At 35.3% G+C, this 26,601-nt stretch carries 23 protein-coding genes; 15 read left to right on the forward strand and 8 right to left on the reverse strand.

What is annotated here, in order from left to right:
• Positions 1-2 precede the first annotated feature (2 nt).
• Both CDOMC_RS03590 and CDOMC_RS03595 read right to left on the reverse strand, forming a co-directional pair.
• Positions 3-1,385, reverse strand: coding sequence for an FAD-linked oxidase C-terminal domain-containing protein (locus tag CDOMC_RS03590; RefSeq protein WP_172127991.1), 1,383 nt, complete (start codon positions 1,383-1,385; stop codon positions 3-5).
• Positions 1,385-2,104, reverse strand: a complete 720-nt coding sequence (locus tag CDOMC_RS03595; RefSeq protein ID WP_236861345.1) for a plasminogen-binding N-terminal domain-containing protein — start codon at positions 2,102-2,104, stop codon at positions 1,385-1,387. The genes CDOMC_RS03590 and CDOMC_RS03595 overlap by 1 nt, the downstream gene beginning before the upstream one ends.
• A 116-nt stretch (positions 2,105-2,220) precedes the next feature.
• On the opposite strand from CDOMC_RS03595, the gene CDOMC_RS03600 reads away from it, so the two are divergent.
• The 4 genes from CDOMC_RS03600 to CDOMC_RS03615 all read left to right on the forward strand — a co-directional run bounded on the left by CDOMC_RS03600 (position 2,221) and on the right by CDOMC_RS03615 (position 6,033).
• Complete coding sequence (locus CDOMC_RS03600; protein WP_172127993.1) at positions 2,221-3,387, forward strand: peptidoglycan DD-metalloendopeptidase family protein; 1,167 nt, start codon at positions 2,221-2,223, stop codon at positions 3,385-3,387.
• Between the two features lie 8 nt (positions 3,388-3,395).
• Positions 3,396-4,769, forward strand: coding sequence for a magnesium transporter (gene mgtE / locus CDOMC_RS03605; protein ID WP_172127995.1), 1,374 nt, complete (start codon positions 3,396-3,398; stop codon positions 4,767-4,769).
• Complete coding sequence (locus CDOMC_RS03610) at positions 4,754-5,341, forward strand: NUDIX domain-containing protein (protein ID WP_172127997.1); 588 nt, start codon at positions 4,754-4,756, stop codon at positions 5,339-5,341. The genes mgtE and CDOMC_RS03610 overlap by 16 nt, the downstream gene beginning before the upstream one ends.
• A 170-nt stretch (positions 5,342-5,511) precedes the next feature.
• Positions 5,512-6,033, forward strand: a complete 522-nt coding sequence (locus tag CDOMC_RS03615) for a tetratricopeptide repeat protein (RefSeq protein ID WP_172127999.1) — start codon at positions 5,512-5,514, stop codon at positions 6,031-6,033.
• 51 nt (positions 6,034-6,084) lie between these two features.
• On the opposite strand, the gene CDOMC_RS03620 is transcribed toward CDOMC_RS03615, so the two are convergent.
• Positions 6,085-8,682, reverse strand: a complete 2,598-nt coding sequence (locus CDOMC_RS03620; protein ID WP_172128001.1) for a hypothetical protein — start codon at positions 8,680-8,682, stop codon at positions 6,085-6,087.
• 167 nt (positions 8,683-8,849) lie between these two features.
• Here CDOMC_RS03620 and groES point away from each other — a divergent pair, with 167 nt between their 5' ends.
• Both groES and groL read left to right on the forward strand, forming a co-directional pair.
• Positions 8,850-9,110, forward strand: coding sequence for a co-chaperone GroES (groES, locus tag CDOMC_RS03625; protein ID WP_172128003.1), 261 nt, complete (start codon positions 8,850-8,852; stop codon positions 9,108-9,110).
• 27 nt (positions 9,111-9,137) lie between these two features.
• Positions 9,138-10,775 carry a chaperonin GroEL gene (gene groL, locus CDOMC_RS03630; protein WP_172128005.1) on the forward strand — a complete coding sequence of 546 codons (1,638 nt, stop codon included), beginning with the start codon at positions 9,138-9,140 and terminating at the stop codon, positions 10,773-10,775.
• 72 nt (positions 10,776-10,847) lie between these two features.
• Here the strand turns inward: groL and CDOMC_RS03635 are convergent, their stop codons facing one another.
• From CDOMC_RS03635 to CDOMC_RS03655, 5 genes are all read right to left on the reverse strand, one after another.
• On the reverse strand, positions 10,848-11,675 hold the full coding sequence (locus tag CDOMC_RS03635; RefSeq protein WP_172128007.1) for a cysteine ABC transporter substrate-binding protein: 828 nt from the start codon (positions 11,673-11,675) through the stop codon (positions 10,848-10,850).
• 61 nt (positions 11,676-11,736) lie between these two features.
• On the reverse strand, positions 11,737-12,474 hold the full coding sequence (locus tag CDOMC_RS03640) for an amino acid ABC transporter ATP-binding protein (protein ID WP_172128009.1): 738 nt from the start codon (positions 12,472-12,474) through the stop codon (positions 11,737-11,739).
• An 8-nt stretch (positions 12,475-12,482) separates the two neighbouring features.
• Complete coding sequence (locus CDOMC_RS03645; protein ID WP_172129634.1) at positions 12,483-13,112, reverse strand: amino acid ABC transporter permease; 630 nt, start codon at positions 13,110-13,112, stop codon at positions 12,483-12,485.
• 25 nt (positions 13,113-13,137) lie between these two features.
• On the reverse strand, positions 13,138-13,791 hold the full coding sequence (locus CDOMC_RS03650) for an amino acid ABC transporter permease (protein ID WP_172128011.1): 654 nt from the start codon (positions 13,789-13,791) through the stop codon (positions 13,138-13,140).
• Positions 13,792-13,893: 102 nt separating this feature from the next.
• A complete protein-coding gene (locus tag CDOMC_RS03655) occupies positions 13,894-14,883 on the reverse strand; it encodes a c-type cytochrome (protein ID WP_172128013.1) in 990 nt (329 codons plus the stop codon).
• A gap of 150 nt (positions 14,884-15,033) precedes the next feature.
• Here CDOMC_RS03655 and CDOMC_RS03660 point away from each other — a divergent pair, with 150 nt between their 5' ends.
• From CDOMC_RS03660 to CDOMC_RS03700, 9 genes are all read left to right on the forward strand, one after another.
• Positions 15,034-15,288, forward strand: coding sequence for a CBU_0592 family membrane protein (locus tag CDOMC_RS03660; RefSeq protein ID WP_172128015.1), 255 nt, complete (start codon positions 15,034-15,036; stop codon positions 15,286-15,288).
• A 3-nt stretch (positions 15,289-15,291) separates the two neighbouring features.
• Positions 15,292-16,281, forward strand: coding sequence for an agmatine deiminase family protein (locus tag CDOMC_RS03665; protein WP_172128017.1), 990 nt, complete (start codon positions 15,292-15,294; stop codon positions 16,279-16,281).
• Positions 16,262-17,155, forward strand: coding sequence for a cation diffusion facilitator family transporter (locus tag CDOMC_RS03670; protein WP_172128019.1), 894 nt, complete (start codon positions 16,262-16,264; stop codon positions 17,153-17,155). Before CDOMC_RS03665 ends, CDOMC_RS03670 begins: the two co-directional genes overlap by 20 nt.
• 48 nt (positions 17,156-17,203) lie before the next feature.
• A complete protein-coding gene (locus tag CDOMC_RS03675) occupies positions 17,204-18,076 on the forward strand; it encodes a carbon-nitrogen hydrolase (RefSeq protein WP_172128021.1) in 873 nt (290 codons plus the stop codon).
• Positions 18,077-18,332: 256 nt separating this feature from the next.
• Positions 18,333-19,271 (forward strand): TAXI family TRAP transporter solute-binding subunit, encoded by a 939-nt coding sequence (locus CDOMC_RS03680; RefSeq protein WP_172128023.1) that lies wholly within the window; start codon positions 18,333-18,335, stop codon positions 19,269-19,271.
• Between the two features lie 100 nt (positions 19,272-19,371).
• Positions 19,372-21,414, forward strand: coding sequence for a TRAP transporter permease (locus CDOMC_RS03685; RefSeq protein WP_172129635.1), 2,043 nt, complete (start codon positions 19,372-19,374; stop codon positions 21,412-21,414).
• Between the two features lie 82 nt (positions 21,415-21,496).
• On the forward strand, positions 21,497-23,041 hold the full coding sequence (locus tag CDOMC_RS03690) for a phosphoethanolamine transferase (RefSeq protein WP_172128025.1): 1,545 nt from the start codon (positions 21,497-21,499) through the stop codon (positions 23,039-23,041).
• Positions 23,042-23,053: 12 nt separating this feature from the next.
• Entirely contained in the window at positions 23,054-23,836 is a 783-nt protein-coding gene (murI, locus tag CDOMC_RS03695) for a glutamate racemase (RefSeq protein ID WP_172128027.1), read from the forward strand.
• Between the two features lie 17 nt (positions 23,837-23,853).
• A complete protein-coding gene (locus CDOMC_RS03700; RefSeq protein WP_172128029.1) occupies positions 23,854-26,592 on the forward strand; it encodes a M16 family metallopeptidase in 2,739 nt (912 codons plus the stop codon).
• Positions 26,593-26,601: the final 9 nt, after the last annotated feature.

A 26,601-nucleotide genomic window follows, 5' to 3' on the forward strand; every position in this document is an offset into this window, starting at 1 on the left:
TTTTACAGCCCCATCTTGTTCGGATTTAAAATATTATTTGGATCAAAAGCTTTTTTTATCTCTTTAAATAGAGTCATCTCCGCATCTGTAAATGCAAGCGGCATAAATTCGGCCTTGCTTATACCTATGCCATGTTCGCCGCTAAGTGTGCCTCCAAGATCAACGGTGATTTTAAAAATTTCCTCTATCGCCTTGTGTCCGTTTTCTACCTGCGCAGGATCGGTTTTGTCTACCACCATTACGTTTGTATGTACGTTTCCGTCTCCGGTATGCCCAAAGCAAGGTACTTGCACTCCGTATTTAGCCGCTACTTCGCTAATTTTTTCCAACAGTTCAGGAAGCTTTGATCTAGGCACTGTAATATCTTCGTTTAGCTTCAAGGTTCCATATATGTTTATCGCTTGAGAGCAGTTTCTGCGCGCAAACCATATATCATTTCTCTCGGCCTCATCTCGTGCAATTTTAAAATCGCTAGCCCCGTTTTCCTTAAATACTTTTTGTATTATCTCTAGATCTTGCACTAAGCCGGCCTCGATATCGCCGTCAACATCGCTTATTAAAATCGCGCCAGCATTTGTAGGCAAGCCTTTATTAAATTTCTCCTCGACCGCGCGTATGCTTAAGTTGTCCAAAAACTCCATCGCCACAGGCGTTACTCCAGCAGCCATGGTCTTATATACGGCATTCATAGCTGAATTTACACTGTCAAATACACCCATAGCGGTTTTTCTAAATTTTGGCTTTGCGATTAGCTTTAGAGTAATTTCGGTTATTACAGCAAGTGTGCCCTCTGAGGCTATTAAAATACCAGCAATATTATATCCTGCGACATCTTTTATAGTGCGCTTACCCGCTCTTACAACCTCTCCGTTTGGAAGAATGGCTCTAAGCGCCATTACATAGTCTTTGGTAATACCATATTTGGCCGCTCTCATGCCGCCTGCGTTTTCACTTACGTTGCCACCTATGGTAGAGTAGTCCTGACTAGCAGGATCTGGCGGATAAAATAGCCCTTTTGCCTCTACCGCTCGCTGTAAATCCATATTTATACAGCCAGGCTGCACTACTGCAACCATGTTTTGCATATCTATTTCAAGAATTTTATTCATATGTTTTTCAAAGGCCAAAATTATACCGCCCTCTATAGCCAAAGAGCCCCCTGTAAAGCCACTTCCGGCTCCACGCGCGATTATAGGTATCTTATTTTCATTGCAGTATTTTAAAATAGCGCTTACATCACTTTCATCTCTTGGAAAAAGCACGCCATCAGGCAAATGGCGTTTTCTTGTTGCATCGTAGCTATAGGCTAAAAGATGAGCCTTGTCAAAATAGGCGTTATCTTGATTTAGTAGCTTAGTAAAAAAATCTATATGTCTTTTTTCCATTATTTGTCTTTCAAAAGTGATTTGTAGTGGCGATCAAAGTCGCTTATTTTGCTTGAACCAAATTTCCAAAATACGGTATCTATATCTTTAACGCGAGTATAAAACGGTAGTTGATAGTAGCTTACTGAACCGCTTTTAAATCTCTTTAAAACTTCAAAGCTTTGGCAATCTGCAAATAACGCTTCGTTGTTCATTGCTATAAATATTAGTCCCGCTGCACTTTGAGAACACATTTTGCGAAAATCATTACGGCTTGGATTTGGCTTATATTCGTAGCTTAAATACGAACCTACAATATCAGGATGTATAAACTCCATGTTTTTAAAAGAACTTACTATTTCATTATAAATTTCTTTATTTGGAACCACTATTAAAGAACGGCTATATAAGTAGTTTAATATGATAGTGTCACCTCTTGCGGGAAGAATTCCAGGTATTGGCATTGCTTTTTGTTCTAATGAGTCGAATACTTCAAAACGAACTTTGGCAAATCCTCCGCTTTTTTCTGTTACGCTTGCACGAGCTATTATTGATCTTTTTGACGGACCGAAATTGTGCATTACTATACCGCTTGATCCTACAACTATATCAGGGCTGTCTATTATTGTGCCGTATCCGTCTTTTGCTTCTATTAGCGGAGTGTTGTATTCGTTCATGCTAAATTCCGCCGCAAAACAAGATGATATAAAAATAACTAAAAATGTTACTATCTTTTTCAAATTTCTCTCCTAAATTTTTAAGATTTCAAAGGATTATAGCCTAAAACCGCTTTAGTTTTGCAAAATATAAGTAAGTTTAAAGTACAATTACAACTATTCTTTGTCTAGGGGAGCTTATGGTAAAAAAAATATTTATTCTTACGACATTTTTTTTACAGCTGTTTGCCACAAAACCTAGTGTAGAAGAGCTTATATGGCCAAATGGCGCTACATTTTTAACCTTCCTTGAAAGCAATTCCATTCCCTTATCTATTTATTATAATTTGGATAGAGAGGATAAAGAGGCTGTAAGTGAGATAATGGCGGGCGTAAGATATCAAATTTTAAGAGATAAAGATAGTAGCATAAAGCAGGTTTTAATCCCTATAAATGAAGAGCTTCAAATTCAAATATATAAAGACGAGCATGACAAATTTAAAGTTCAACTAACACCTATATCATACCAAGTAGAAGATATGGTATTAAGTATCAAGGTAAATGTCTCTCCATATCAAGATATTTTAGATCATACTGGCAGTGTGGCACTTGCAAATGCCTTTAGCATTGCCATGAATGGACAGGTGGATTTTAGAAGGATAAAAAAAGACGATAGGCTGATTATTGTTTATACTCAAAAAAGAAGGCTTGGCCGAGTATTTGGTATGCCAGAAATTCACTCTGCAATGATTGAAGTGAATAAAAAACAGCATTTTGTATATAGGATGGAGAATAAATTTTATGATAAAAGCGGTAAGCAAAATGATAAATTTTTTCTCATAAGACCTATAGCAAATGCACGCATAACCTCACGCTTCACGCTCAAAAGATATCATCCAGTATTAAAAAGATACAAGGCTCATCTTGGAGTTGATTATGGCGCACCCAAGGGTACTCCTATAAAATCTGCAGGTGATGGAACGGTAAAATTTGTAGGCAGAAAGGGCGGTTACGGTAAGGTAATTATAGTAAGACATAGTGGCGGATATGAAACTTTGTATGCGCACCTAAACGGCTTTGCAAAAGGCATTAAATCAGGTCTTAAAGTTAAACAAAATCAACTCGTGGCATATGTTGGAAATACTGGTATGAGTACTGGTCCACATCTGCATTTTGGCTTATATAAAAATCAAAAAGCTATAAACCCAGAAAGTATGCTAAAAATTAAAAAGAGTAGCGTGGATAGCTCTGTAAATGCTGAATTTAAAAAGATTATGGCTGAAAATGACTCGAAAATAAAAAAATATTTAGATAAAGAATTAACTTCGGAAAAAGAAGAGTCGTTTGATAACTTTGTGGAATTTTAAGGATTAAGATGAATGAAAACGATCAATTAGCCGAAGCCAAAGAGCTCATAGATTCGCATTTAAACGATACTATTGAAGAAGAACTTAGCCCCGCTGACATAGCCCAGCATCTAAAGACTGTAAGGCAACATGACGAAGATCTATTTGCCGAGTATATAGAGAAGCTTGAACCTGAAATTTTAGGTGATGTTGCGATAGAGCTTCCTGATCATATGCTTAAGGATGTCATCGAAACTCTGCCTACGGATAAGATTATAGAGGCTATAGAAGAGCTAGAGAGTGACGACGCTGCCGAGCTTTTAGAATACATAGAAGATATTGACGAAAAAAAAGCTAAAGAGGTTTTTGATAGTCTTGACAGAGATGATCAAGAGGAAATTTTAAGGATTAGAAGCTATGATGAAAACGAAGCCGGCGCATATATGCAAACCGAGCTTTTTAGCGCAAACCTAAAAGAAAAATTGCAAGTAGCCGTTAATAGACTAAGAGAGCAGAAAGAAAATGGCGAACTAGAAAACGTCTCTCAGCTTTTTATTATAGATGATGAACAAATTTTAAAATTTGCCATTCCTCTTGAAGATTTAATCCTGTTTGATTTTAATAAAACTCTTAAAGAGATTATTCAAAAAAGCGAAGAAGATAGGTATAAACCTCATGTAGCCATGGATAATGAGCCTATAGAGGATGTCGTAGATAGAGTTCAAAACTATGACTTAAACTCTATACCTGTAGTTGATAGCAAGGGCGTGCTTTTAGGACGTATTACGACAGATGATGTGCATGACTTTATAGAAGATAGCGCAACGGAGCAAATTTATAACCTTGCAAACGTTGGTGATGCGGATGAAGAAGAGGATGAGAGCCTGCTTAAGGCTACCAGATCTCGCGGTATTTGGTTGCTTATCAATTTATTTACAGCAATTGTATCATCTAGTATAATAGGTCTTTTTGACGATACTATTGCAAGCTATGTAGCTCTAGCTATTTTGATGCCTATAGTTGCTTCAATGGGCGGAAATACTGGCACCCAAGCGCTTACTGTTACAGTTAGGCGTTTGACTTTAGGTGAAATTGAGTTTAAAAATGCAAAACACGCCTTAAAACGTGAGCTTGGCATAGCTTTCACAAACGGTATCATTTTTGCTATTTTAATAGGTATTGTAGCTTCGTTTTGGTTTAATAGACCAATGCTTGGCGTGGTTATAGGTGCCGCTATGCTCATGAATTTCTTTTTTGCCGGTTTTTTTGGAACTGTAATACCTTTAACTTTGAAGAGATTTAATATAGATCCGGCTGTCGGCTCAAGTGTCTTGCTTACTACTGTTACCGACGTTGTTGGATTTTTTAGCTTTTTAGGACTTGCCAAATGGATACTATTATAAAAGATATTGAAGTTTTAAACCTAGAGGAATCTGATTTTATAAAGCCTTATCGACTTGGGTACTCTATGGATGGAGTGCGAAAATATTGGGATTGTGTAAAAGTGCATAATAGCGTGTCTATTTTATTGTATCACGAGGAAAAGGATGCATTTTTGTTAGTTAAGCAGTTTCGTCCGGCTGTGTGGTACAACTTGCAAAAAGAGGGTAGGAGCTATGATGAAATGGGCTATACATACGAGCTTTGTGCAGGACTTATGGATAAAGGGATTAGCGAAAAAGAGACAATCATAGAAGAGGTTGCGGAAGAAGTTGGGTTTAAGATAAAAGATGCAGAAAAAATAGTAGTTACTCATGGAGCGCTTGGATTTGGTGGAAATTCTCAAACCATGTTTTATGCCACTATAAACGATAGTATGAAAGTAAGTGAAGGTGGCGGCATAGATGGTGAAAATATCGAGCTTGTCTATATAGATGTAAATAAGGCTAGAGATTTTATGTATGATCAAAATAGAGTAAAGGCCGCTGGATTGTTATTTGCATTTATGTGGTTTTTTGATAAGTTTAAAAGATAGACATTAATGATTTATTTTTGTTATAGTAAATTTAAATCATTAATATAATTAATATTTCTAGGCAAAACTTATAAAATTACTTTTAAATTTATAAAATCTCTGCTAAAATCAAGCTTGTATTATTAAAATATAGATTTAGAATAAAATTTAATAAATTACAAGGAGAGTGGATGAAAAAAACTATATTTTGTTTGGCGGCAGCCTGTTCGTTTGCCTTTTCTATGGGTTCTGATAGTCATGTAGGTCCTGTTTTAGACGAGGCTGTTTTGGCTGGAGAGTATGAAAAATCAGCGAAAGCTTTTGAGCAATCTTGTGAAAAAGGACACATGTTTAACTGCTACAATCTAGCCAGTTTTTACGAAAATGGCAGAGGAGTACTCAAAGATGAGAAAAAAGCTCTTGAAATTTATAAAAAGAGCTGTGAAAATAAATTAGGCTTTGGATGCGGTGCTGTAGGTAGACTATATGAAAACGGCACTAAATCTATCAAAAAAGATTTAAAAATAGCTATTGATGTTTATGAAAAAGGTTGCGAGTACGGAGATGATGTTTCTTGCTTAAAAGGCGGTCTTATATACAGCAAAGGCATGGATAAGGTAGCTAAAGATTTGCAAAAAGCCAAAGATCTCTTATCAAAAGGTTGCAAATACGGCAACGAACAAGCTTGTAACAACGTTAATTCACTAAAATAATATATAAGTAAAATTTGAGTGAAAGTTCATTTCACTCAAATTTATAATTAATTAAAAGAGTCCTTTTATAAGATCTTTTATCACATCATTTTTATTTATTCCGCCGGTAGAATTTGTTTCATTGCTGTCACTCTTTGACTTGCCAAGCTTTTTATCTAAAAATCTATCTAGCTCTTTTAGTGCCTTGCCTTTGATATAATCAGAGCTAATATTGTACTTAGGATTATCGCTTGCTCCAGTTATATTGATAGCTATATCTGTTTTTTCATAATTCATCTTTACTGGTACATTTATAGCTTTTGTTACGGTATTAAATTTACCGTTTGTGACGTTTATTTGACTTCTTGTAGCATTCATATCGGCATTGAAGTCTATTAAATTTTTATCTATAGTTCCGTAAATTTTGCTGTTTCTGTAAATTTCATCGGTAATATCTCTACCTGTAAAAGTCGCTATAGTCTGAGTAAAATTATTTTTGACAAGTCTTCCTTCATCTACTAAAACATTAAATTTACCGATTTGTGTGGCAAGGTTGTAATCTGCAGCCATATCGCCGATTCCGTTATAAATATTGTCAAAACCTAACATATCAGTTAGCCCTTTGGCTGTAAATTTAGTTAAATTTACTACAAGTTTATTGTCTTTGAGATTTGCGTTAAGATCTCCATTAAATAGCTTGGAGCTTATATTTGCACTCAAATTCTCACCTTGCTTTTGAGCATCTCCTTTTAAATTTATCGGTCCGTATAGAACGCGATCTGTTAAAAAGCTTATATTTTTAAGTTCTGGTATATCAAGTTCAAATACGCTTTTTAGGCTGTTTTGATTTATATCAAAGCTACCTTTAGTATTTTTTACTTCAATAAGATTTTTGCCGTTATTTGCTAGCAAATTTGCTATTACGTCAAAATTTGCTATGCTTTTTTGTATATTTACATCTGTATTGGCACTAAATTTAAGTCCAGATGGAAGCTTTTTTTCTAGTATCTTGCCCATTTCAGCCTCGTATATCAGTCCGTCTTTAATGTTTACTTTTGCTGTTCCGTTTATATTTTTCATATCAAGTCCGTTTAGATTCACATCAGCATTTATTGTTGCGTTTGCTAAAGACTTAGAGCCTATTAGTATAAAAATATCTTTGAGCAGAAGCGAATTTAGACTTGCTGTTAGTTTTTCATCTTTTAAATTTGCTTTGATATTTCCGCCAAGCGCGTTTCCGTCGATATTTAAGCTTTTTAATTGATTGTTTATTGCGCTTACATCTGCGTTTATATCGACTTTTCCGGATAGTTTTTGCCCAACTATGCTCTCAAGTTTTGCAAGGTCTTCTAAGTTTAGACTAAATTTGCTTGTAAGGGCTTTTTTATCAATATCATAGGTGCCTTTTAGGTCTTTTAAATTTAGCAAATTAGAAAGAAAGTTTACGTCAAATTTCGCTTCTCCATTTTTAACATCAGCATTTGCGTTAAGATTAAAATTTACACCATTAGCAATATCTAAATTTGTAAGCTTTTTAAATTCGCTTGGATTTAATTTGCCGTTGCTGGCTGTCAGTTTAATACCGCCTGAGATATTTTTTGTATTTTTTATATCATTAAGTACAGCGTCACCGTTTACAACTCCGCTTGCGAAGCCTGGAAGTGCCGCAACCTTGATAAGCTCTTCAAGCTTTAATGAGTTTATTTTAGCTGTTAGCTTATCGTTGTTTAGCACAGCCTTAACGCTACCCCCAAATCCATTTATATCAGCTTCAAGGTTTTTTAGCTGGTTTTTGGTTACGATTGTGTTTCCTTTAATGTTTAGTGCACCTACGACTTTTTGTTTTATTATAGGTTCAAATTTGGTCAAATCATCTATCATCACTCTAAAATCACTGCTTAGTGTTTGTGAGTTGATATCGTACATGGTATTTTCGCTTCCTGCTACAACTATAGGCGTCACAAAGGCTGTTTTGGCATTTACTAGCCAATCTTTTATGTTGGCTTTTATTGCTCCATTTGCATTGAAATTTGAAGGCAATGTGATATTAAAGTCTTTTGCGATTAAAGCATTATTAGTTTTAATGTTTAAAACATCGATATTTGCTGTTCCGTTTGGTTTGCCGTTCTCATCCGCTATATTTGCTACAATATCTATTTTGCCGTTAGCGTATATCGGCTGACTTGCTAAAGCCAGAGCCTTATCAACCTCTATGTTTTTCGCATCTAAAATAAGCGCAAGCGGTTTATAATCCTTTAAATTTGCTGCAAATTTTAGACTAGAACCAAGTAAATTTCCCGCTCCATCTGCATTAAAATCGTTAAATTTTCCTTTGGCTGTTCCTGAAAATAACATCTTTTCTTTAAGCTCAACGCCAAGAGAGACTAGATTATCCACTACTACGTCATATTTAAGATCAAGAGTTTGACCAAACACCGATAGTCCTCCGGCCACTTTGGCGTTTATTTCGCTATTTATATTTGTTGCTATATCAATAGTTGTAGGCCTTATCTGAAATTTGTCAAATTTGACGTTAAATCCGCTTTTTTCTTTAATAATATTTTCGACATAAGGCTTTACGATCCCGTTTCCAAAATCAGTAAAAGCGATGATATAAGAGCCAAAAAGCAACAATATAATAAGTCCAAGTATGACAGCTAGGATTCGCATAGTTTTCCTTTACATTTAATTTATACATTCATGGAAGTTTAGTTATATAGACTAAACTTTACTAAGGAATTTGACTAATTTATTGACAAATTCAAAAAAATATCATATACTTTCATCACTCAAAATAAAAGAGTGCTAAAAATGAAAATTAACCAAAAGGATGAATTATGAATTTTCAACCATTAGGCAAGCGTGTATTAGTTGAACGCCTTGAGGACGTTAAAACAACAGCAACAGGTATTATTATACCTGACAATGCTAAAGAAAAACCTTTAAGTGGCAAAGTTTTAGCTGTGGGCAGCGAAGTTGAGTGCGTAAAAGCGGGCGATGAAGTAGTGTTTGGAAAATATGCTGGAACAGAGATCACACTTGAAGCAAAAACATATCTTGTACTAAATTTAGATGATGTTTTGGGCGTTATAAAATAAGTTAAAATCAAATATTAAGGATAAGAAATGGCAAAAGAGATATTTTTTTCAGATGAGGCTAGAAATAGGCTATATGAGGGTGTAAGAAAGCTAAATGACGCTGTAAAAGTGACAATGGGGCCACGCGGCAGAAACGTGCTTATACAAAAGAGTTTCGGCGCTCCTGCTATCACAAAAGACGGTGTAAGCGTAGCTAAAGAGGTTGAGTTAAAAGATGCGCTTGAAAATATGGGTGCAGGTTTAGTGCGCGAAGTAGCTAGCAAGACTGCCGATGAGGCTGGAGACGGCACTACTACAGCAACCGTTCTTGCAAACGCTATCTTTAAAGAGGGTCTTAGAAACATCACTGCTGGTGCAAATCCGATCGAAGTAAAACGCGGTATGGATAAAGAAGCAGCTGCTATCATAGCTGAGCTAAAAGCTATGGCAAGAAAAGTAACTGATAAAAAAGAGATCGCTCAAGTAGCTACAATCTCTGCAAATTCAGACTCTACTATCGGTAATCTAATCGCTGATGCTATGGAAAAAGTAGGCAAAGACGGCGTTATAACAGTAGAAGAGGCTAAATCAATCCACGATGAGCTAAATGTGGTTGAAGGTATGCAGTTTGACCGCGGATATCTAAGTCCGTATTTCATCACAAATGCCGAGAAAATGCAAGTAGAACTAAGCAATCCTTATATATTGCTTTTTGATAAGAAGATTACAAATTTAAAAGAGCTTTTGCCTATATTAGAGCAAATTCAAAAGACAGGCAAGCCACTTTTAATCATCGCTGAAGATATCGAGGGTGAAGCTCTTGCTACACTTGTTGTAAACAAACTTCGCGGTGTGCTAAACATCTCTGCTGTTAAGGCTCCTGGCTTTGGCGACAGAAGAAAAGCGATGCTTGAGGATATCGCCATTCTAACAGGCGGTCAAGTGATTAGCGAAGAGCTTGGTAGAACTCTTGATGGAGCTACACTTAATGACCTAGGACAAGCTTCAACTGTTGTTATAGATAAAGACAACACTACGATCGTAAACGGTGCAGGTGACAAGGCGGGAATCGATGCTAGAATCACTCAGATCAAAGCTCAAATCGCAGAGACTACAAGTGACTATGATAAAGAAAAACTTCAAGAGCGTCTTGCAAAACTAAGTGGCGGCGTGGCTGTTATTAAAGTAGGTGCCGCAACCGAAACTGAGATGAAAGAGAAAAAAGACCGCGTAGATGACGCACTAAGCGCTACAAAAGCTGCCGTAGAAGAGGGCATCGTAATCGGCGGTGGTGCTGCATTTATCCAAGCAAGCGCAAGAGTAAAGCTTGATCTAAGTGGCGATGAGGCAATCGGTGCGGCTATCGTAAGACGCGCTTTAACTGCTCCACTTCGCCAAATAGCTGAAAACGCAGGCTTTGACGCAGGTGTTGTTGCAAATGCAGTTAGCACAAGTAAAGATGCAAATTTCGGCTTTAACGCTGCTACAGGCGAGTATGTAAATATGTTTGAAGCAGGCATCATTGACCCTGTTAAGGTTGAGCGTGTAGCACTTCAAAATGCGGTTAGCGTTTCAAGCCTTCTTCTTACAACTGAGGCTACTATAAGCGAATTAAAAGAGGATAAGCCTACAATGCCAGCAATGCCTGATATGGGCGGAATGGGTGGCATGGGCGGAATGATGTAAGCTGCCAGTAATAAAATCCCCCTTTGTAAACAAGCAAAGGGGAATCAATTTATATATTCTTCTCTTAAAAAGTTATAATTTTCCACCTTCTACTACAAGAGATTTCGGATTTACACTATCACCATATATTGGTTTAAGTGTGGCATCGTATGCTTTGTGAAAGAAATTTTCTTTTCCAAGTTCGATTATTTCATTATTTATCCACTCAAGTAGAGCTTTGTTGCCTTTTTTGACTGCAGGTGCTATTGCATCTACATCGCCAAGCGACTCTATACCTACTACAAAGCCAGGATTTTCTTTAGCCCATGCGAAAAGTAGGGCATTATCGTGAGCTAGGGCTACACCTCTTTTATCTAATAGTGCGCCAAATGTCTCTGTATTTTGATCATATTTTAAAAGCTCAATATCAGGATGTTTTTTTGTGAAGTACGCATCAGCTGTAGTTCCTTTATTTACGATCAATTTTTTGCCTTTTAGCTCGTTTATGTCTTTTATGACTTTACCTTCAGGACTAACTATGCCAAGTGATACTTTCATATAGGGAAGTGCGAAATCAACTACTCTAGCGCGCTCTTTTGTATGTGTAAAATTGGCTAGAATAATATCAACTTTGTCAGCAACTAAAAATTCAACCCTACTAGCAGCCTCTACAAGCTCAAATTTTACCTTGCTTTCGTCGCCAAGCAGATCTTTTGCTATACGTTTTGCAAAGTAGATATCATATCCCTGATTTTTGCCATTTTTATCGACATATCCAAATGGAGGTTTGTCGCTAAAAACTCCTATGCGCACGTATCCGCGCTCTTTTATTTTGGCTAAAGTGTCGTTTGCTTCGGCTACGTGAGCTGTTAAAAATACAGTGGCGAAGATTGCCAAAAATGAAAGCATAAATTTTCTCATTCTTTTTCCTTTGATTGAAATAAGATAAATTATGCAATAAATTTGACTAACAAATACTTAATTAAAATGAAAATAGATTTAGAAATTTCTTTGCACGTTCCGTTTTTGGACTTGTAAAAAATTCGTTAGGTGTATTTTCTTCTACTATTTCACCGGCATCCATAAATATTATGCGGTCTGCAACGGCACGAGCAAATTCCATTTCATGAGTTACAATTAGCATTGTCATGCCATCTTTGGCTAAATTTATTATTACGTCTAGTACTTCACGTACAATTTCAGGATCAAGGGCTGCCGTAACCTCATCAAATAGCATTAGGTCTGGGTTCATACAAAGCGCTCTTACTATTGCTATTCTTTGTTTTTGACCACCGCTTAACTCCTTGGGATATGAGTATTTTTTACTGCTTAAGCCAACTTTTGCTAGCCACATGTCAGCTTCTTTTTCTACCTCTTTTTTATCTCTTTTTTGTGCCTTTATCGGCCCTAGTAGGATATTATCTATTACGTTCATATGGTCAAATAATTCATAGCTTTGAAAGACCATGCCTACATATTGCCTAATTTTAGTCCAGTCCTTAAAGTCTTTTGTGATTACTTGATTGTGGATTATTATCTCTCCATTTTCAATATGTTCTAAACCGTTTATGCATCTAAGCGTAGTGCTTTTGCCACAACCTGAAGGTCCTAAGATAACGACAACTTCGCCACTTTTTACATTTAAATTTATATTTTTAAGTGCCTTAGTCTGTCCGTAAAATTTATCCAAATTTTTGAGTTGTAAGATATATTTGTCCATTTAAATTCCTAGCCCCATCTCTCTTCAAGTCGCTTTGAAAGCTTTGAAATAGGATAACATATAATAAAATATAGAAAAAATATAAAGCCGTATATCCAAAACGGCGCCATATTATTTGTAAATACGTGATTTTCTATAATCTGCTGGCCGACTTTGACGACTTCAACGACTCCTATTAATACTACTATTGAGGTTGTTTTTATCATCCTGCTTAGTAAATTTACGGCTCCAGGTACCAGACGGCGCATAGCAAGAGGGATGATGACATATATGTAAATTTGAGCCTTATTCAGTCCGAGTGATGATGCGCTTTCAAATTGATGCTTAGGTATTGAAGTTATCGCACCTCGCACTATATCCATCATCTCAAATACTCCCCAAACGCTAAATACTAAAAGCGAAGCCGCAAATGCACTGATATGAAGCCCTAAAGCTCTGCTTACTCCGAAGTAAAATATAAACAACCATACTATAGTAGGCATAATACGGACTATTTCAAGGCAAATTTTGCAAATCCAATATATAAATTTATTTTTTGAACTCATTAAAACGCCCATAAATAAACCGCCAAATACAGAAATAACTATCGATATTATAGAGATTTCAAGGCTTACTATAAGTCCTCCGCCAAGGCGCATTAAATTTTGCACGTCAAATAAGATGCTAGCTCCTTGCACGCTTCATCCTTTTTTCAAGCCAAGTTAAAAGAAGTGAAGTTGGCAAAATAATTATAAGATAGCTGATAACTAGCATAAATAGCGCTTCGTCGGTCATGTAGTATAAGCCTATTATATCTTTTGCTACATATACAAGGTCAGCAAGTGCTACTATGCTAACTATTGATGTCTCTTTTAGTAGAAAGATGATGTTTGCGCTTATGCTAGGAAGAGCAACTCCAAATGCTTGAGGCAATATAACGTACATAAGAAGTTGATTTTGATTTAGTCCTACGCTAAGCCCGGCTTCAAGCTGAGATCGTTTTACCGATTCAAATCCCAATCTAAAACTTTCTGCCATATAGCTTCCTCCAAGAAAGGCAAGTCCTATGACAGCACAAGAAAATGAACTTAGGCTAATTCCAAGTTTTGGCAGTCCGTAATAAAGGAAAAATAGCTGAATAAGTAACGGTGTATTTCGACTAAGCTCTACGTATCCGTCTACTATAGGATTTAAAAATTTGATCTTATAAAATTTAGTCGCCATACATAAAATCCCTATAATAATAGAGATTAAAATACCGTAAAATGCGAGCTTTAGTGTTAGAATCCCAGCCTTTATGTACATAGGATAGAATTCAGCTATAAATTCAAAATCCATAAAATTTTTAGCCTAGTTTTTTAAAATTTTTGCGAGATTTTAGCGTATTAATACTAAATTTAAAGACAAAATTAGTATTAATACAGCTATTCAAAGAAAAATTTATTTTTTAAGCATAGGTTTGTAAGGTCCAAATCTATGAGCGTTCTCGTCAAATCCGTCGTTGTAAGGTCCTACGTCCATATCCATAGGTTTGATATCAAGATCAGGGAAGTCTTTCTCGCGGCCTTGTTTGATCGGTCTTTCGTGTGAGTTCATATAGGCTGTCACGTCGTAAGCCTCTTCCCAAGTTAGGGTCGCATCGCCTTGAGGCATCGTTGATTTGACATACTGAGCGCCTTTTATGAGGCGGTACATGCCAGCTCCAGTGTTATAGCTATCTTTACCCCAAAGAGCTGGGAATACATAATAATCTCCGCCGTTTGCAAAGTCAGGATTTACCATACCTTCGCCGTTTTCTCCGTGGCACGCAGCACATCTAGCGGCGTAAATTTCTTTACCTTTTTTAGGATCGGCGGCGCGGTCTATATACTCAGCCTTAACTAGTCCTTGACCTTTAACCTTTGCGCCCACTTCGTATCCTGTTGATAGCCAGTGCATGTAAGTTACCATCGCGCGCATCTCTTTTGAGTTTGCAGGGATCGGCTTGCCTGACATTGAGCGTTGGAAGCAGCCGTTTATGCGGTCTTGAAGAGTTACGACCTGATCTGCTCTTGAGTTGTATTGAGGAAATCTAGCTGTAATTCCTACGAAAGGAGAGTGCCCTGGCTCAACTCCGCCTTTTGAGTGACAACTTGAACAGGATAGATTGTTGCCAGCAAAGCGCTTTTTCTCATCTTTTGCCATAGGGCCAAGGTATCTTGAAGTTTCGTTTAATAGCTTTGAGCCAAATATAACGGTTTTTGCATAAGGAGAGTCACCAAGTTTAGCTTCGTCTATTACGCCGTTTTCGTCAATTCCCACAGGAAGCTTAAATTCCTGAACTTTAACCTCAAATGGATAGGCACCCTTAGCCTTGTCTTTTGCTGCATCAAATGCAAAAGAGCTTGTTAGCACAAACGGCACAGCCATGAGTAGAAAACTATTCTTCATAAAATCTCCTTATAATAAAAATTATTTAAATTTTATTTAAAATATATTTTTGGAATATTACACAAATTTATTGTAAATAATATTTAATTTTTAAAACTAGAATTTTTTTAATATGTTACAATTAGTTTTGATTTTGAGCAGAGAGATTTTATGGATATTTTTCAATTTATCGGATTTTTAGGCATGATTTGCATCGTGCTTGCATATTTTTTTCTCCAGATTGGCAAGATGACAAGCGCTGATTTAAGCTATCAGTTCATAAATTTAGCAGGAGCTATACTGCTTATCATCTCGCTTTTCGTACATTTTAATTTAGGTTCATTTTTGATAGAAGTATTTTGGATTTTTATAACACTATATGGAATTTTTAAAATTTATAAAGATAAAAGAGAAGTTAAGGAGTAAATCTTGAGAGCTTATGCAGAGTGGGAAAAACAAGAGTTGATATTTTTATCGCTTCCTCATGAAAACAGCGACTGGAAGCCATATTTAAATGAAATTTTAGATAGCTATGAAGAGCTTGTGGCGGCTATCGTGCCTTTTCAAAAGGTAGTTTTGATTTGTCCCGATGAGGAAATTTTTAACTCAAGATTTGCTAAATTTGATAATGTAGAGTTTATAAAGATCGACACAGATGATACTTGGATACGCGATTACGGGATGATTGACATTGAAAATGGCGATAAAATTTTAAGCTATGATTTTAAATTTAACGCTTGGGGCGGGAAATTTGAGAGTTCAAAAGATAATGCCGTAAATTTAGAGCTTGCCAAGCATTTTAAAAGCGATCTGCGCGAAGTTGATTTTATATTAGAGGGCGGAAGTATCGAATTTGATGGGCAGGGCACTTTACTAACTACCGAAACTTGCCTTTTAAACGATAACCGAAATTCAAAATTTAATAAAGAGCAGATAGAAGCCAAGCTAAAAGAGCTTTTTGGCTTAAAACGCGTTATCTGGTTAAAGCATGGCTTTATAAAGGGCGATGATACCGACTCTCACGTTGATACCTTGGCTAGGTTTATCTCGTCTGATACGATCGCTTATGCTTGCACGGATGATAAAGACGATGAGCACTATGAAGAGCTTAAAAAGATGAAGCAAGAGCTTGAGACTACGGGATTTAAACTACTTGAGCTGCCGCTTCCAAAAGCTAAATTTTATGAAGGCAAGAGGCTAGGGTGCACATATGCAAATTTTATCTTTGTAAATGGCGCTTTGATCGTGCCTACGTATAACGATCCAAACGATAAAATCGTGCTTGAAAGGCTTGCAAAGGCACTTCCTGATCACAAAATCATAGGCGTAAATTCGCTCGTTTTTGTGCGTCAAAACGGTTCGCTTCACTGCTCAAGTCAAAATAGGTTTTTAAGAAGAGATGGATCGGATAGAAAATAAAAATTTACAAAGATTAGCCGTAATAGTCGCTGGAGCTACGGCTTTTTTACTTGCGGTTATTAAATTTATCGCAGGTATAGCAAGCGGTTCTGTTTCGGTGCTTAGCTCCGCGATTGATTCTATGCTTGACCTTTTGGTATCTGCCTTAAACTTTTTTGCACTTAGAAAATCTCAAGCCAAACCAAACGATAAATTTAACTTTGGTTATACCAAACTAGAAGCCATAGCTGCGATGTTTGAAGGGATTTTAATCGTAGGTATAGGAGTTTTTATTTTTTATGAAAGTATACTTAAATTTAGAGCCTACGAAGTAGAGCTGAATGTCGATTTGAGCCTATATGTTATGGTATTTTCTTTTGCGGTTACTGGTGCTCTTGTTGCGTTTTTAAATTTTGTAGCAAAGAAGACAAAAAATTTGATAATCAAGGCCGATGCGCTTCATTATAAAAGCGATTTTTTTACTAATTTTGGCATAATTTTAGCTTTAGTTGTTATCAAATTTACAGGATTTACGATAATAGATGCAATCTTTGGTATCGTAATTAGCGGATATATTGTAAATTCAGCCATATCTTTGATGAAAGAGAGCCTAGGAGTGCTGTTAGACAAGGCTCTTGAGTCCACAATAGTAAGTCAAATAGAAGATATTATAAAATCCAAAAAAGAGATAAATAGCTTTCATGGATTGACAACCAGAAAGAGCTCTGATATCTGCTATATGGTCGTTCATTTGGTATTTGATAAGGAAATTTTACTTGTTAAGGCGCATGAGATTTCCAACCAAATCGAATATGAAATAAGGGATAAATTTAGTGAATTTAGATGGGAGATAACAACCCACCTAGATCCATATGATGATAGAAATTTGGCTTAAAAGCTTTGTGTGATATAATTTTTTGAAAATTTAATTTGAGGTAATTTTATGAAAGTAGCGCTAATTCAACAAAAATTTCATGGCTCAAAAGAGGCTACGAATCAAAGAACTATAGAGCTAATAAGAGAGGCGGCTGAGGGTGGGGCTGAGCTTGTAGTCTGTCAAGAGCTTCATCAAACTCAGTATTTTTGTCAAAGCGAAGATACTAAATTCTTTGATCTTGCTAACGAGTGGGAAGAGGATGTCAAGTTTTGGGGGCATGTAGCTAAACAAAAGGGTGTGGTTTTGGTTACTTCACTCTTTGAAAAGCGAGCTGACGGACTTTATCATAACACCGCTTTTGTATATGAAAAAGATGGCAGTATCGCTGGAAAATACCGCAAAATGCATATTCCTGACGATCCAGGATTTTATGAGAAATTTTACTTTACCCCGGGAGATTTGGGATTTGAGCCGATTGAAACAAGCGTAGGCAAACTCGGACTTCTTGTTTGCTGGGATCAGTGGTACCCTGAAGCTGCTAGACTCATGGCTCTGCGCGGTGCTAAAATTTTGATTTATCCTACTGCTATAGGTTGGTTTGAATCTGATAGTAGCGAAGAGAAATCACGTCAGCTAGAGGCTTGGGTGGCGGTTCAAAGAGGACATGCTGTCGCAAATGGTTTGCCTGTGGTATCTGTAAATCGTGTAGGCTTTGAAGAGGATGATAGCGGTGTCATGGACGGAATAAAATTCTGGGGCAATAGCTTTGTATTTGGCGCTCAAGGCGAGGAGCTATTTAGAGCTGATAGTGAGAGCGAAGAGTGCTATATAGTAGATGTTGATATGAAAAGAAGCGAAGAAGTACGTAGAATTTGGCCATTTCTTAGAGATCGTAGGATAGATGAATATCAAAATTTAACAAAGCGTTTTATCGATTAAATTTATACATTTTAAATTCTTAAGCTTTGCACAGAGCAGGCTTAAGAATTTACATAATTTTCTCTACATAAGACTTAAATAAAAATATCATTATAAAAATAATATAAATTAAAACTTAAGAAAATTATTTTTTAAGCCTAAAATGTGTAAAATTGTGAAAAATTTTAGAATTAGTCTCAAAAAATCTCAAATAAATTTCTGGCAAAAATAGAATTTGTGATACGATAGAAAATCAAATTTTTATAAAGGATTGACTATGAAAAAAACATCTTTGGCTTTGGCTGGACTGCTTTTGGCTTCAACACTTAGCGCAAAAGAGTTCATTTCTATCGGAACAGGTGGAATGACTGGAACTTATTATCCTGTTGGTGGAGCTATATGCAGACTTGCCAATAAAGATCCTCAGATAAAATGTTCCGTTCAATCAACTGGCGGTTCTATATATAATGTAAATAACGTTCTTAAAAAAGAGCTAAATTTTGGCTTTGTTCAAAGCGACGTAGTGTATGATAAATATAACGGCGTAGGCAAATTTAAGGATATGGGAGATAAAAATTTACGTGCCGTAGTCTCTATCTATCCTGAACTTTTGGCATTTGTTGTATCAAAAGCAAGCGGAATTGCTTCAATAAATGATCTTGCTGGTAAAAGCATCAACGTAGGAAATCCTGGTAGCGGTAATGAGATGACAGCACTTACTGTGTTTAACGCTTATGGATTTGATGCAAAAAAATTAAAACATCACGGCGTTTTAACAGCTCAAGAGTGCCCTCATGCGCTTAAAGATAAGAAAATCGACGGATATTTTTATATGGTAGGTCACCCTACAGCAAATATTACAGATGCGGCTAACTCTATGCCTATAGATATCGTAAATATAAAAGGTGAAAATATAGATAAGATGCTTAAAGAATTCCCTTATTTTGCAAAGGGTGTAATACCAAAAGGCACTTATGAAGGCGTAAGTCATGATGTGGAAAGTATCGGTGTTAAAGCTGTTTTAGTAACCACTAAAGATATGAGTGATAAAGCAGTAGGTGCTGTTGTAAAAGCAATTTTAGATAACTTTGATGAGTACAAAACTCTTCATCCGGCACTTGGTGCGGTTACTAAAGAGTCTCTTGTTCAAGGACTTTCAGCTCCGCTTCATCCTGCTGCTGAAGCTGAGTTTAAAAAACATGGAATAATAAAATAATTTTAAGGGTGGGTTAATGGAGCTAAACGGCAAAAATGGTGATTTAAAAAACAAGGATATAAACACGGATATAGAAGAGCAAGATGATGTGCAAAATGCAATGCCTCAAGAAAAAGAGGAGTTTGTAGAAGTAAAAACAAGAGAGATAAACTCGAATTTTTATATCTATTTAACAAGTATAATTTGTTTTGCTTGGTCAGTTTTCCAGCTATATATCGCGTATTTTCCTATGAATACCACTATGTCGCGCTCCATTCACCTCTCTTTTGCGATAGCGCTTGTATTCTTGCTTTATCCTGTGAAATTTCACAAAAAAGCTCAAACTAGCGTGCCGATTTATGACATCTTACTTTGTGTAGTGGGTGTTATAGCAGCACTTTATCCTTTTGTAGAGTTTTATTCTCTTGCCCAAAGACCAGGAGACTATACTAAATTTGATGTTTTGATATCAAGTGCTGCCGTACTTATACTATTTGAGGCTGGCAGGCGTGTGATAGGACCTGCTTTAGGCATTATTGCTGCTATATTTTTGTGTTATGACTATTTTGGACAGTATATGCCAGATATCATAGCTCACCAAGGTGCCAGCCTAAATAAACTCGCAGGACATATGTATCTAACTACCGAGGGTGTATTTGGAGTGCCGCTTGGTGTTAGTGTGAGCTTTATCTATCTTTTTGTTTTGTTTGGTTCACTTCTTGAAAGAGCGGGAGCGGGGCAGTATTTTATAAATTTAGCCTTTGCCATGCTTGGCAGATTTAGAGGAGGTCCTGCTAAGGCTTCTGTTATAGCTAGCGGTTTAACAGGTATGGTTTCTGGTAGCTCTACAGCAAACGTTGTAACTGTTGGAACATTTACTATTCCTCTTATGAAAAAAGCCGGGCTGACTAGTACAAAAGCCGGTGCTATCGAAGTAGCAGCTGGTGTAAACGGACAGCTTATGCCACCTATTATGGGTGCGGCTGCATTTATAATAGCTGAATTTTTAGGCATGAGCTATACTAATGTAATGATAGCTGCTGTAATTCCTGCCTTTGTCTGCTATGCATCCTTATTTTTTATAGTGCATCTGGAGTCTTGCAAGCTTGGCTTAAAAGGAATGAAACAAGACAAAAGTGTTTCTAAGTTTAAAATTTTCTTTAGTGGACTTCACTATCTAATACCTATATTAGTTATGCTTTATACTCTTTTGATAGCCAAAGAGTCGCCGATATCCGCAGCTTTTAACGCTATAAATGTTTTATTTTTAATAATTATCTTTCAAGAGCCTATTAAAAAAATGGCTATGGGAGAAAAGGTAAATAAAAACGATTTCATTATAGGTTTTGCTGATATTTTCTGGGCTATGGTAACTGCCGCTAGAAACATGACTACTATAGCTATAGCCACAGGTTTAGCCGGAATTATAGTAGGCTCCATATCTCTTACGGGCATTGGTCAGGTTTTATCTGAAGTGGTTGAGATTATAGCAGGTAATAATATATTGCTTATACTATTTTTAACAGCGGTTATGTCTTTGATACTTGGTATGGGTCTTCCAACTACGGCTAACTATATAGTGGTCTCATCTCTTGTTGCACCTGTAATTTTATTTTTAGCTTATAAAAACGGATTTTTAATCCCTGCTATTGCAGTGCATCTATTTGTATTTTATTTTGGAATTTTGGCTGACGATACACCTCCTGTAGGAATTGCCGCTTATGCTGCTGCCGGTATTGCCAAAGCAAACCCTGTAACAGTTGGTGTACAAGGCTTCTTTTACGATCTAAGAACTACGGTTTTACCTTTTGCTTTTGTATTTAATAATAAACTTTTATTGATAGACAGTATAAATCCTGCCGCCCCAAATGATGCCAAAGGTATTGTATGGATAACAAATACTCTTGAGATGTTACTCATATTTTCAACCGCACTTATAGGTATGTTTGCATTTTCTTCTGCGCTTCAAGGTTTTTTTGTAACAAGAGTGCAAATTTGGGAGAGAGTTTTACTGCTTGCGGTAGTGCCTCTTGTCTTGGTTCCAAATATGTGCGTTAAATATATAGCCGCTATTCCAAACGAATATTTATCTTATGCTATCGGAGTAGGTATTTACGGACTTGTTTTTGCATATCAGTGGATTACAAATAAGAAAAATACATAGTTTTTAAATTAAGATTTTTTAATTTTTTATTAATTGTGTTTATTTTAGAATAATAATATTTTTTATTTTAGGGTTATTAAATATGAATAAATTTAAAATTTCTTGGTTTAAATTTGTAATTTTAAATACTTTTATAGTTTTTCTTTGTAACTTTACCTTGTTTAGATATATCTATTCAAATTTGGATGTAATTAATAATATTTTTATGACTATTACACTTCCTATTATGTGCTTTTGTATTTGGGCTAGTATTTTATCTATCTTATATTTACCGTATTTAACTAAAATTATAAGTATTATTATTATATCTGTGTCATCACTGTCTCTTTATTTTATGTATTTTTATGGTGTTATTATAGATAGTGATATGATAAATAATTTATTTGAAACTGATACAAAAGAGGCTTTGAGTTTTATAAATTTAAAATTTATAGCTTGGATTTTGTTTTTTGTTATACTTCCTTGTTTGTTTATATTCATTGTCAGGATAGATTACGGATCTTTTAAAAGGCATTTGGCTGTAAAATTTGGTTTTGTATTTTTATGTTTGGCTGTGGCGGGGATATTTTTGTTTTTGCAAACAAACACTATGATCCCTTTTGCTAGAAATCATAATAAAATAAAATCATATCACACTCCATTTTATCAAATTTACTCTGTCAGAAAATATTTTGTAAAAAAATATATTATAAGCAAAAAGAAGTTAGAACTAATCGCAACAGACGCCATAAAAGCACTAAATGCCGATACTAAGCTTATGGTTTTTGTAATAGGTGAAACGGCTAGAGCAGCCAATTACTCACTTGGCGGTTACAAAGGCAATGAAACGAATTTTTACCTTAAAAATGTAGAAAATTTGACATATTTTTCTAATGTTTATTCTTGTGGTACATCTACTGCTATCTCTGTTCCTTGTATGTTTTCTAAATCAACCAGAAGCGAATTTAGTGACACTCAGTATCAAGAAAATGCACTTGATGTTTTAAAAAGAGTAGGTGTTGATACTATATGGCTTGGTAATAATACAGGCGGCTGTAAAGGAGTTTGTGATAGGCTTGATAAGCAAGGTGTGAAGTATTTTGGTGGTGGATTTGATGCGGATATGCTTGATGATATAAAAAATAGTATAAATGAAACAACTAAAGATAGAATCATTATTGTGCATTTGCAAGGCTCTCATGGACCAACTTACTATCAAAGATATCCAAAGGAATTTGATAAATTTAAGCCTACATGTGATACAAATGAGCTTGGTAAATGTTCTCCTGAGTCTATAAGAAATACGTATGATAATACTTTGTTGTATACAGATTATTTCTTAAACGAGATAATTAATATAGTTAAAGACAAAGGTATTAAAGATAGCACGCTTTGGTATGTTTCAGATCATGGAGAGAGTCTTGGCGAAGATGGTCTTTATTTGCACGGGATGCCTTATCTTGTTGCTCCAGATTACCAAAAGCATGTTCCTATGGTGCTTTTTTCAAATAATGATTTAATATTTAAAAGCTTTAATGATAAAGCCTACAATAATTTATCGCATGATAATGTTTTTAGTTCGCTACTCGGGTATTTTGGTGTAAAAACTAAGGATTATAAAAAAGATTATGATTTGTTTAGTGATTAGATTAGAAATATTATGAAGATAGCCATTTTTGACTCAGGGCTTGGCGGGCTTAGCGTATTAAATGAGGCTATTAAAAAATTGCCTAACGAGCAGTTTTTATATTACGCGGACAGGCAAAATGTTCCTTATGGATTAAAAACAAAAGAGCAAATTTTATCTTACACTACTCATGCTTTTAAATTTATGCAAGAAAAAGACGTAAAAGCGGTAGTTGTAGCTTGTAATACCGCCACTAGTGCAGCTATAAACGAGCTAAGAGAGGAGTTTGCTATACCTATTATAGGGATGGAGCCTGCTGTTAAAAAGGCTGCAGATATGTTTAAAAACTCACGTACAATCATAATCGCAACTCCAGTAACGGTAAAAGGTAAAAAGTTAAAAGATCTCATAGATCGTTTTGACAATAAGAGTTTAATAGATTTAGTTGCCTTGCCTAAGCTTGTTGAATTTGCAGAAAACGAGGAGTTTTGCTCTCAAAGAGTGTGTGAATATTTAAAAAATGAACTGCTAAAATTTGATCTCATTAATTACTCTTCGCTTGTTCTTGGATGCACACATTTTAATTATTTTAAAGATACTTTAAGAGAAATTTTGCCACCAAATATAAAATTTATAGATGGCAATGAAGGGACTGTAAATAAACTAAAATCAGAGCTTGAAAGGCTAAATTTAATTGAATACTCAATTCAAACCATAGATTATTATTATTCTGATGTTAAAATTAGTAACAAAGCCGAATTAGAAAGGATAGAGAGGCATCTAAAACGGCTTGATAAGATGATTTTGATAGATTAAATTTTAAAAGGGAAGATATGAGAAAAATTTTACTATTTTTAATTACCGCCATTAGTCTTTTTGCTCTTTCTCAAGATGCAAATTTGACTTCAGGAGCTCTTGAAAACGGACTAAAATATTATATTAAAGAAAATAGATTGCCGGAAAATAAGGCATATTTTCAGCTTGTTGTACGCGCAGGCTCTGCGGATGAAAAGCCAAGCGAGCTTGGTTTAGCGCATTTTGTTGAACATATGGCATTTAATGGGAGTAGGGACTTTAGTAAAAACGAGTTGATACAAAAACTTGAGAGTTTAGGCGTGGCATTTGGCGCTGATTTGAACGCTTATACGACTTATGACTCAACGGCTTACATGCTAAATATAGAGGTAAACGAGCGAAATTTAAAAGATGTTTTTTTGGTTTTTCATAACTGGATGGATGGAATTAACTTCGATAAAGATGAGCTTGATAAGGAGCGCGGGGTAATTATAGAGGAAGAGAGATCTAGAAATACTCCTGAATATAGGCTTTATAAACTACATTGGGATGATTTAATGGAAGGGAGTATCTATGCTAGTAGAGACCCGATAGGTGATATGAATATAGTAAGAAATGTTAGCGTAAGCCAGATGAAAGACTTTTATAATAGGATGTATCAGCCTAGACTTATGGAATTTGTAGCTGTAGGAGACTTTAAAAAAGATGAAATTCTAAACTGTATAAAAGATAGTTTTTCTTCTGTTAAAAATACGAATTATGATACTAAAGAAAACAGAACTATACCTGCTAAAAACGGACTTAATATCTACAACTATGATTCAAATGAAACCGCTGAAAATTCTATTAAAATTTCATTTTTTGATAAATTTTCACCAAGACAAACTGAATCGCAAATTCGCAAAGCGATTATAAATCTATATATTTCAAATTTGATAAATACGCTTTATGAAGAGAAAACAAATAGAGAAAATTCTATTCAAAGAGCGGTTTTTACAAATATGCCGATTCAGGCGCAAAAGACAATGTATAGCTTTGATATGAAAATCATAGGAGATGATCAAGAGGACTCTATAAAAGATATGTTAAGCGTTATTAACGGCATAAAAATTCATGGATTTAGCCAAAGCGACTTTGATGATGAGAAGAGAAATTTAATCAACATTATCAATAATAGATATCTGCAATCAAAGAGTAAAAAATCAGCCGATTATCTAAGAGATATAGTCTATGCCCTTGAGCTTGGAAATGTGATTTTAAGCGATATTGATAGCAAAAATGTAAGTCTTAAAATTTTAAACGAATTAACTCTTGATGAGGTTAATGCTGAATTTAGACGAATCTTGAGCCTTGATGAAAAGAGCGTCAGTATATTTAGTTCTAAAGGATATAGGCTTGGTAAGGAGAAATTTGAACAGCTTGCAAATGATATAAAGCCATATACATCTCATCTTAAAAGCTTTAAATTGCCTTCAAAACTGATAAATAAAGAGATAAAACCAGGCAAAATTATCTCAAAAAAATTTGATGAAAAGCATAAAATTTGGAGTTATACTCTTGAAAATAATGCTACTGTGATTCTAAAAACTCTTAAAAATGAGAAAAATTTAATATCTTTCGCGGCTGTTAGTAAAGGAGGTGTCTCAAACCTTACCAGACCTCAGCTAGGAGAGTTTGCAACTACACTTTCAAATGAAAGTGGGGCGGGAGAGTTTAATAACTACCAGATAAGTAAAATTTTAAACGGAAAATACTTAAGTTATCAAAAGCAAATAAGCTCTTTATCTCATGGGTTTTACGGCAAGAGTAGCACTAGCGATATAGAGTCTTTAGTGGAAGCCATATATCTTGAGTTTAATTCCCCAAGAGTTGATGATGATATGCTAAAAAAGATTAAGACTAAAAGAATAGAAGATCTTGCTAAAAGAGAGTCTTTGCCGAGCTATAAATTTTCTAAAGAGTTTAGCGAATTTTATTACAACGGCAATGAGCGTAAAAAGCATTTTAGCAGAAGCGATATAGAGGCGGTTAAATTTAATGACTTAAAAGATATAGTAAATGATAAATTTACTAACGCTTCATCTTATACATTTATTTTTGTCGGAGATTTCAAAGAGACCGATATGGAGCCGTTTATTAAAAAATACATAGCTACCTTGCCTGCTAAATTTAATAGCGAAAATTTTATAGATGACGGCGTAAGGGGTTTAGATGGAGTTCATATATTTGAGCGATTTTATCAGACTTCAAATCGTAGCGATGTGATAGTAAAGATGAAAAACGTTCAAAATGAGTATTCTAAATTTGATTTAATAAAAATTTCTGCTCTTGGAGAGGTGCTTAAAATGGCGCTTAGAGAGAATATACGCGAAGAAAAAGGTGAGACTTACGGAATCTCTTTGAGTACTAGACTAAATAAACATCCTTATATTCATTCAAGAGTAGAAATATCGTTTACGACTTCTCCTCAAAAACTTGATAGCGTTCTTGATGGAATAAAAAAGACGATATCAAATTTAAAGAGTAAAGGTGCGCTTGATAGATATATTCAAAGCTATAAAAAATCTACTATTTTAAAGCTAAAACAAAAATATGAGCAATCCGGTTTTTGGCTAAATGAGTTGGTATCAAGCAAGATATATGATAATGAGATATTTAGTCTGGATGAGTATGAGAAATTTGTTAGCATGATAACAAATGAGGATATCAAAAATGCAGCTAAGCTATACCTAAAAGAAGATAATATGATAATAGGTATAAACAGTCCTATTAAGTAGAGATAAATC

It is taken from the genome of Campylobacter sp. RM16192 (genome assembly GCF_004803855.2).
In the GTDB taxonomy this organism is placed as follows: domain Bacteria; phylum Campylobacterota; class Campylobacteria; order Campylobacterales; family Campylobacteraceae; genus Campylobacter_A.

Bases quoted from the DNA above. Each gene is read 5' to 3' on its own strand.
- CDOMC_RS03590 (WP_172127991.1), bottom strand. From the start codon at position 1,385: ATGGAAAAAAGACATATAGATTTTTTTACTAAGCTACTAAATCAAGAT.
- CDOMC_RS03600 (WP_172127993.1), top strand. From the start codon at position 2,221: ATGGTAAAAAAAATATTTATTCTTACGACATTTTTTTTACAGCTGTTT.
- mgtE (WP_172127995.1), top strand. From the start codon at position 3,396: ATGAATGAAAACGATCAATTAGCCGAAGCCAAAGAGCTCATAGATTCG.
- CDOMC_RS03610 (WP_172127997.1), top strand. From the start codon at position 4,754: ATGGATACTATTATAAAAGATATTGAAGTTTTAAACCTAGAGGAATCT.
- CDOMC_RS03615 (WP_172127999.1), top strand. From the start codon at position 5,512: ATGAAAAAAACTATATTTTGTTTGGCGGCAGCCTGTTCGTTTGCCTTT.
- CDOMC_RS03620 (WP_172128001.1), bottom strand. From the start codon at position 8,682: ATGCGAATCCTAGCTGTCATACTTGGACTTATTATATTGTTGCTTTTT.
- groES (WP_172128003.1), top strand. From the start codon at position 8,850: ATGAATTTTCAACCATTAGGCAAGCGTGTATTAGTTGAACGCCTTGAG.
- groL (WP_172128005.1), top strand. From the start codon at position 9,138: ATGGCAAAAGAGATATTTTTTTCAGATGAGGCTAGAAATAGGCTATAT.
- CDOMC_RS03635 (WP_172128007.1), bottom strand. From the start codon at position 11,675: ATGAGAAAATTTATGCTTTCATTTTTGGCAATCTTCGCCACTGTATTT.
- CDOMC_RS03640 (WP_172128009.1), bottom strand. From the start codon at position 12,474: ATGGACAAATATATCTTACAACTCAAAAATTTGGATAAATTTTACGGA.
- CDOMC_RS03645 (WP_172129634.1), bottom strand. From the start codon at position 13,112: ATGCGCCTTGGCGGAGGACTTATAGTAAGCCTTGAAATCTCTATAATA.
- CDOMC_RS03650 (WP_172128011.1), bottom strand. From the start codon at position 13,791: ATGGATTTTGAATTTATAGCTGAATTCTATCCTATGTACATAAAGGCT.
- CDOMC_RS03655 (WP_172128013.1), bottom strand. From the start codon at position 14,883: ATGAAGAATAGTTTTCTACTCATGGCTGTGCCGTTTGTGCTAACAAGC.
- CDOMC_RS03660 (WP_172128015.1), top strand. From the start codon at position 15,034: ATGGATATTTTTCAATTTATCGGATTTTTAGGCATGATTTGCATCGTG.
- CDOMC_RS03670 (WP_172128019.1), top strand. From the start codon at position 16,262: ATGGATCGGATAGAAAATAAAAATTTACAAAGATTAGCCGTAATAGTC.
- CDOMC_RS03675 (WP_172128021.1), top strand. From the start codon at position 17,204: ATGAAAGTAGCGCTAATTCAACAAAAATTTCATGGCTCAAAAGAGGCT.
- CDOMC_RS03680 (WP_172128023.1), top strand. From the start codon at position 18,333: ATGAAAAAAACATCTTTGGCTTTGGCTGGACTGCTTTTGGCTTCAACA.
- CDOMC_RS03685 (WP_172129635.1), top strand. From the start codon at position 19,372: ATGCCTCAAGAAAAAGAGGAGTTTGTAGAAGTAAAAACAAGAGAGATA.
- CDOMC_RS03690 (WP_172128025.1), top strand. From the start codon at position 21,497: ATGAATAAATTTAAAATTTCTTGGTTTAAATTTGTAATTTTAAATACT.
- murI (WP_172128027.1), top strand. From the start codon at position 23,054: ATGAAGATAGCCATTTTTGACTCAGGGCTTGGCGGGCTTAGCGTATTA.
- CDOMC_RS03700 (WP_172128029.1), top strand. From the start codon at position 23,854: ATGAGAAAAATTTTACTATTTTTAATTACCGCCATTAGTCTTTTTGCT.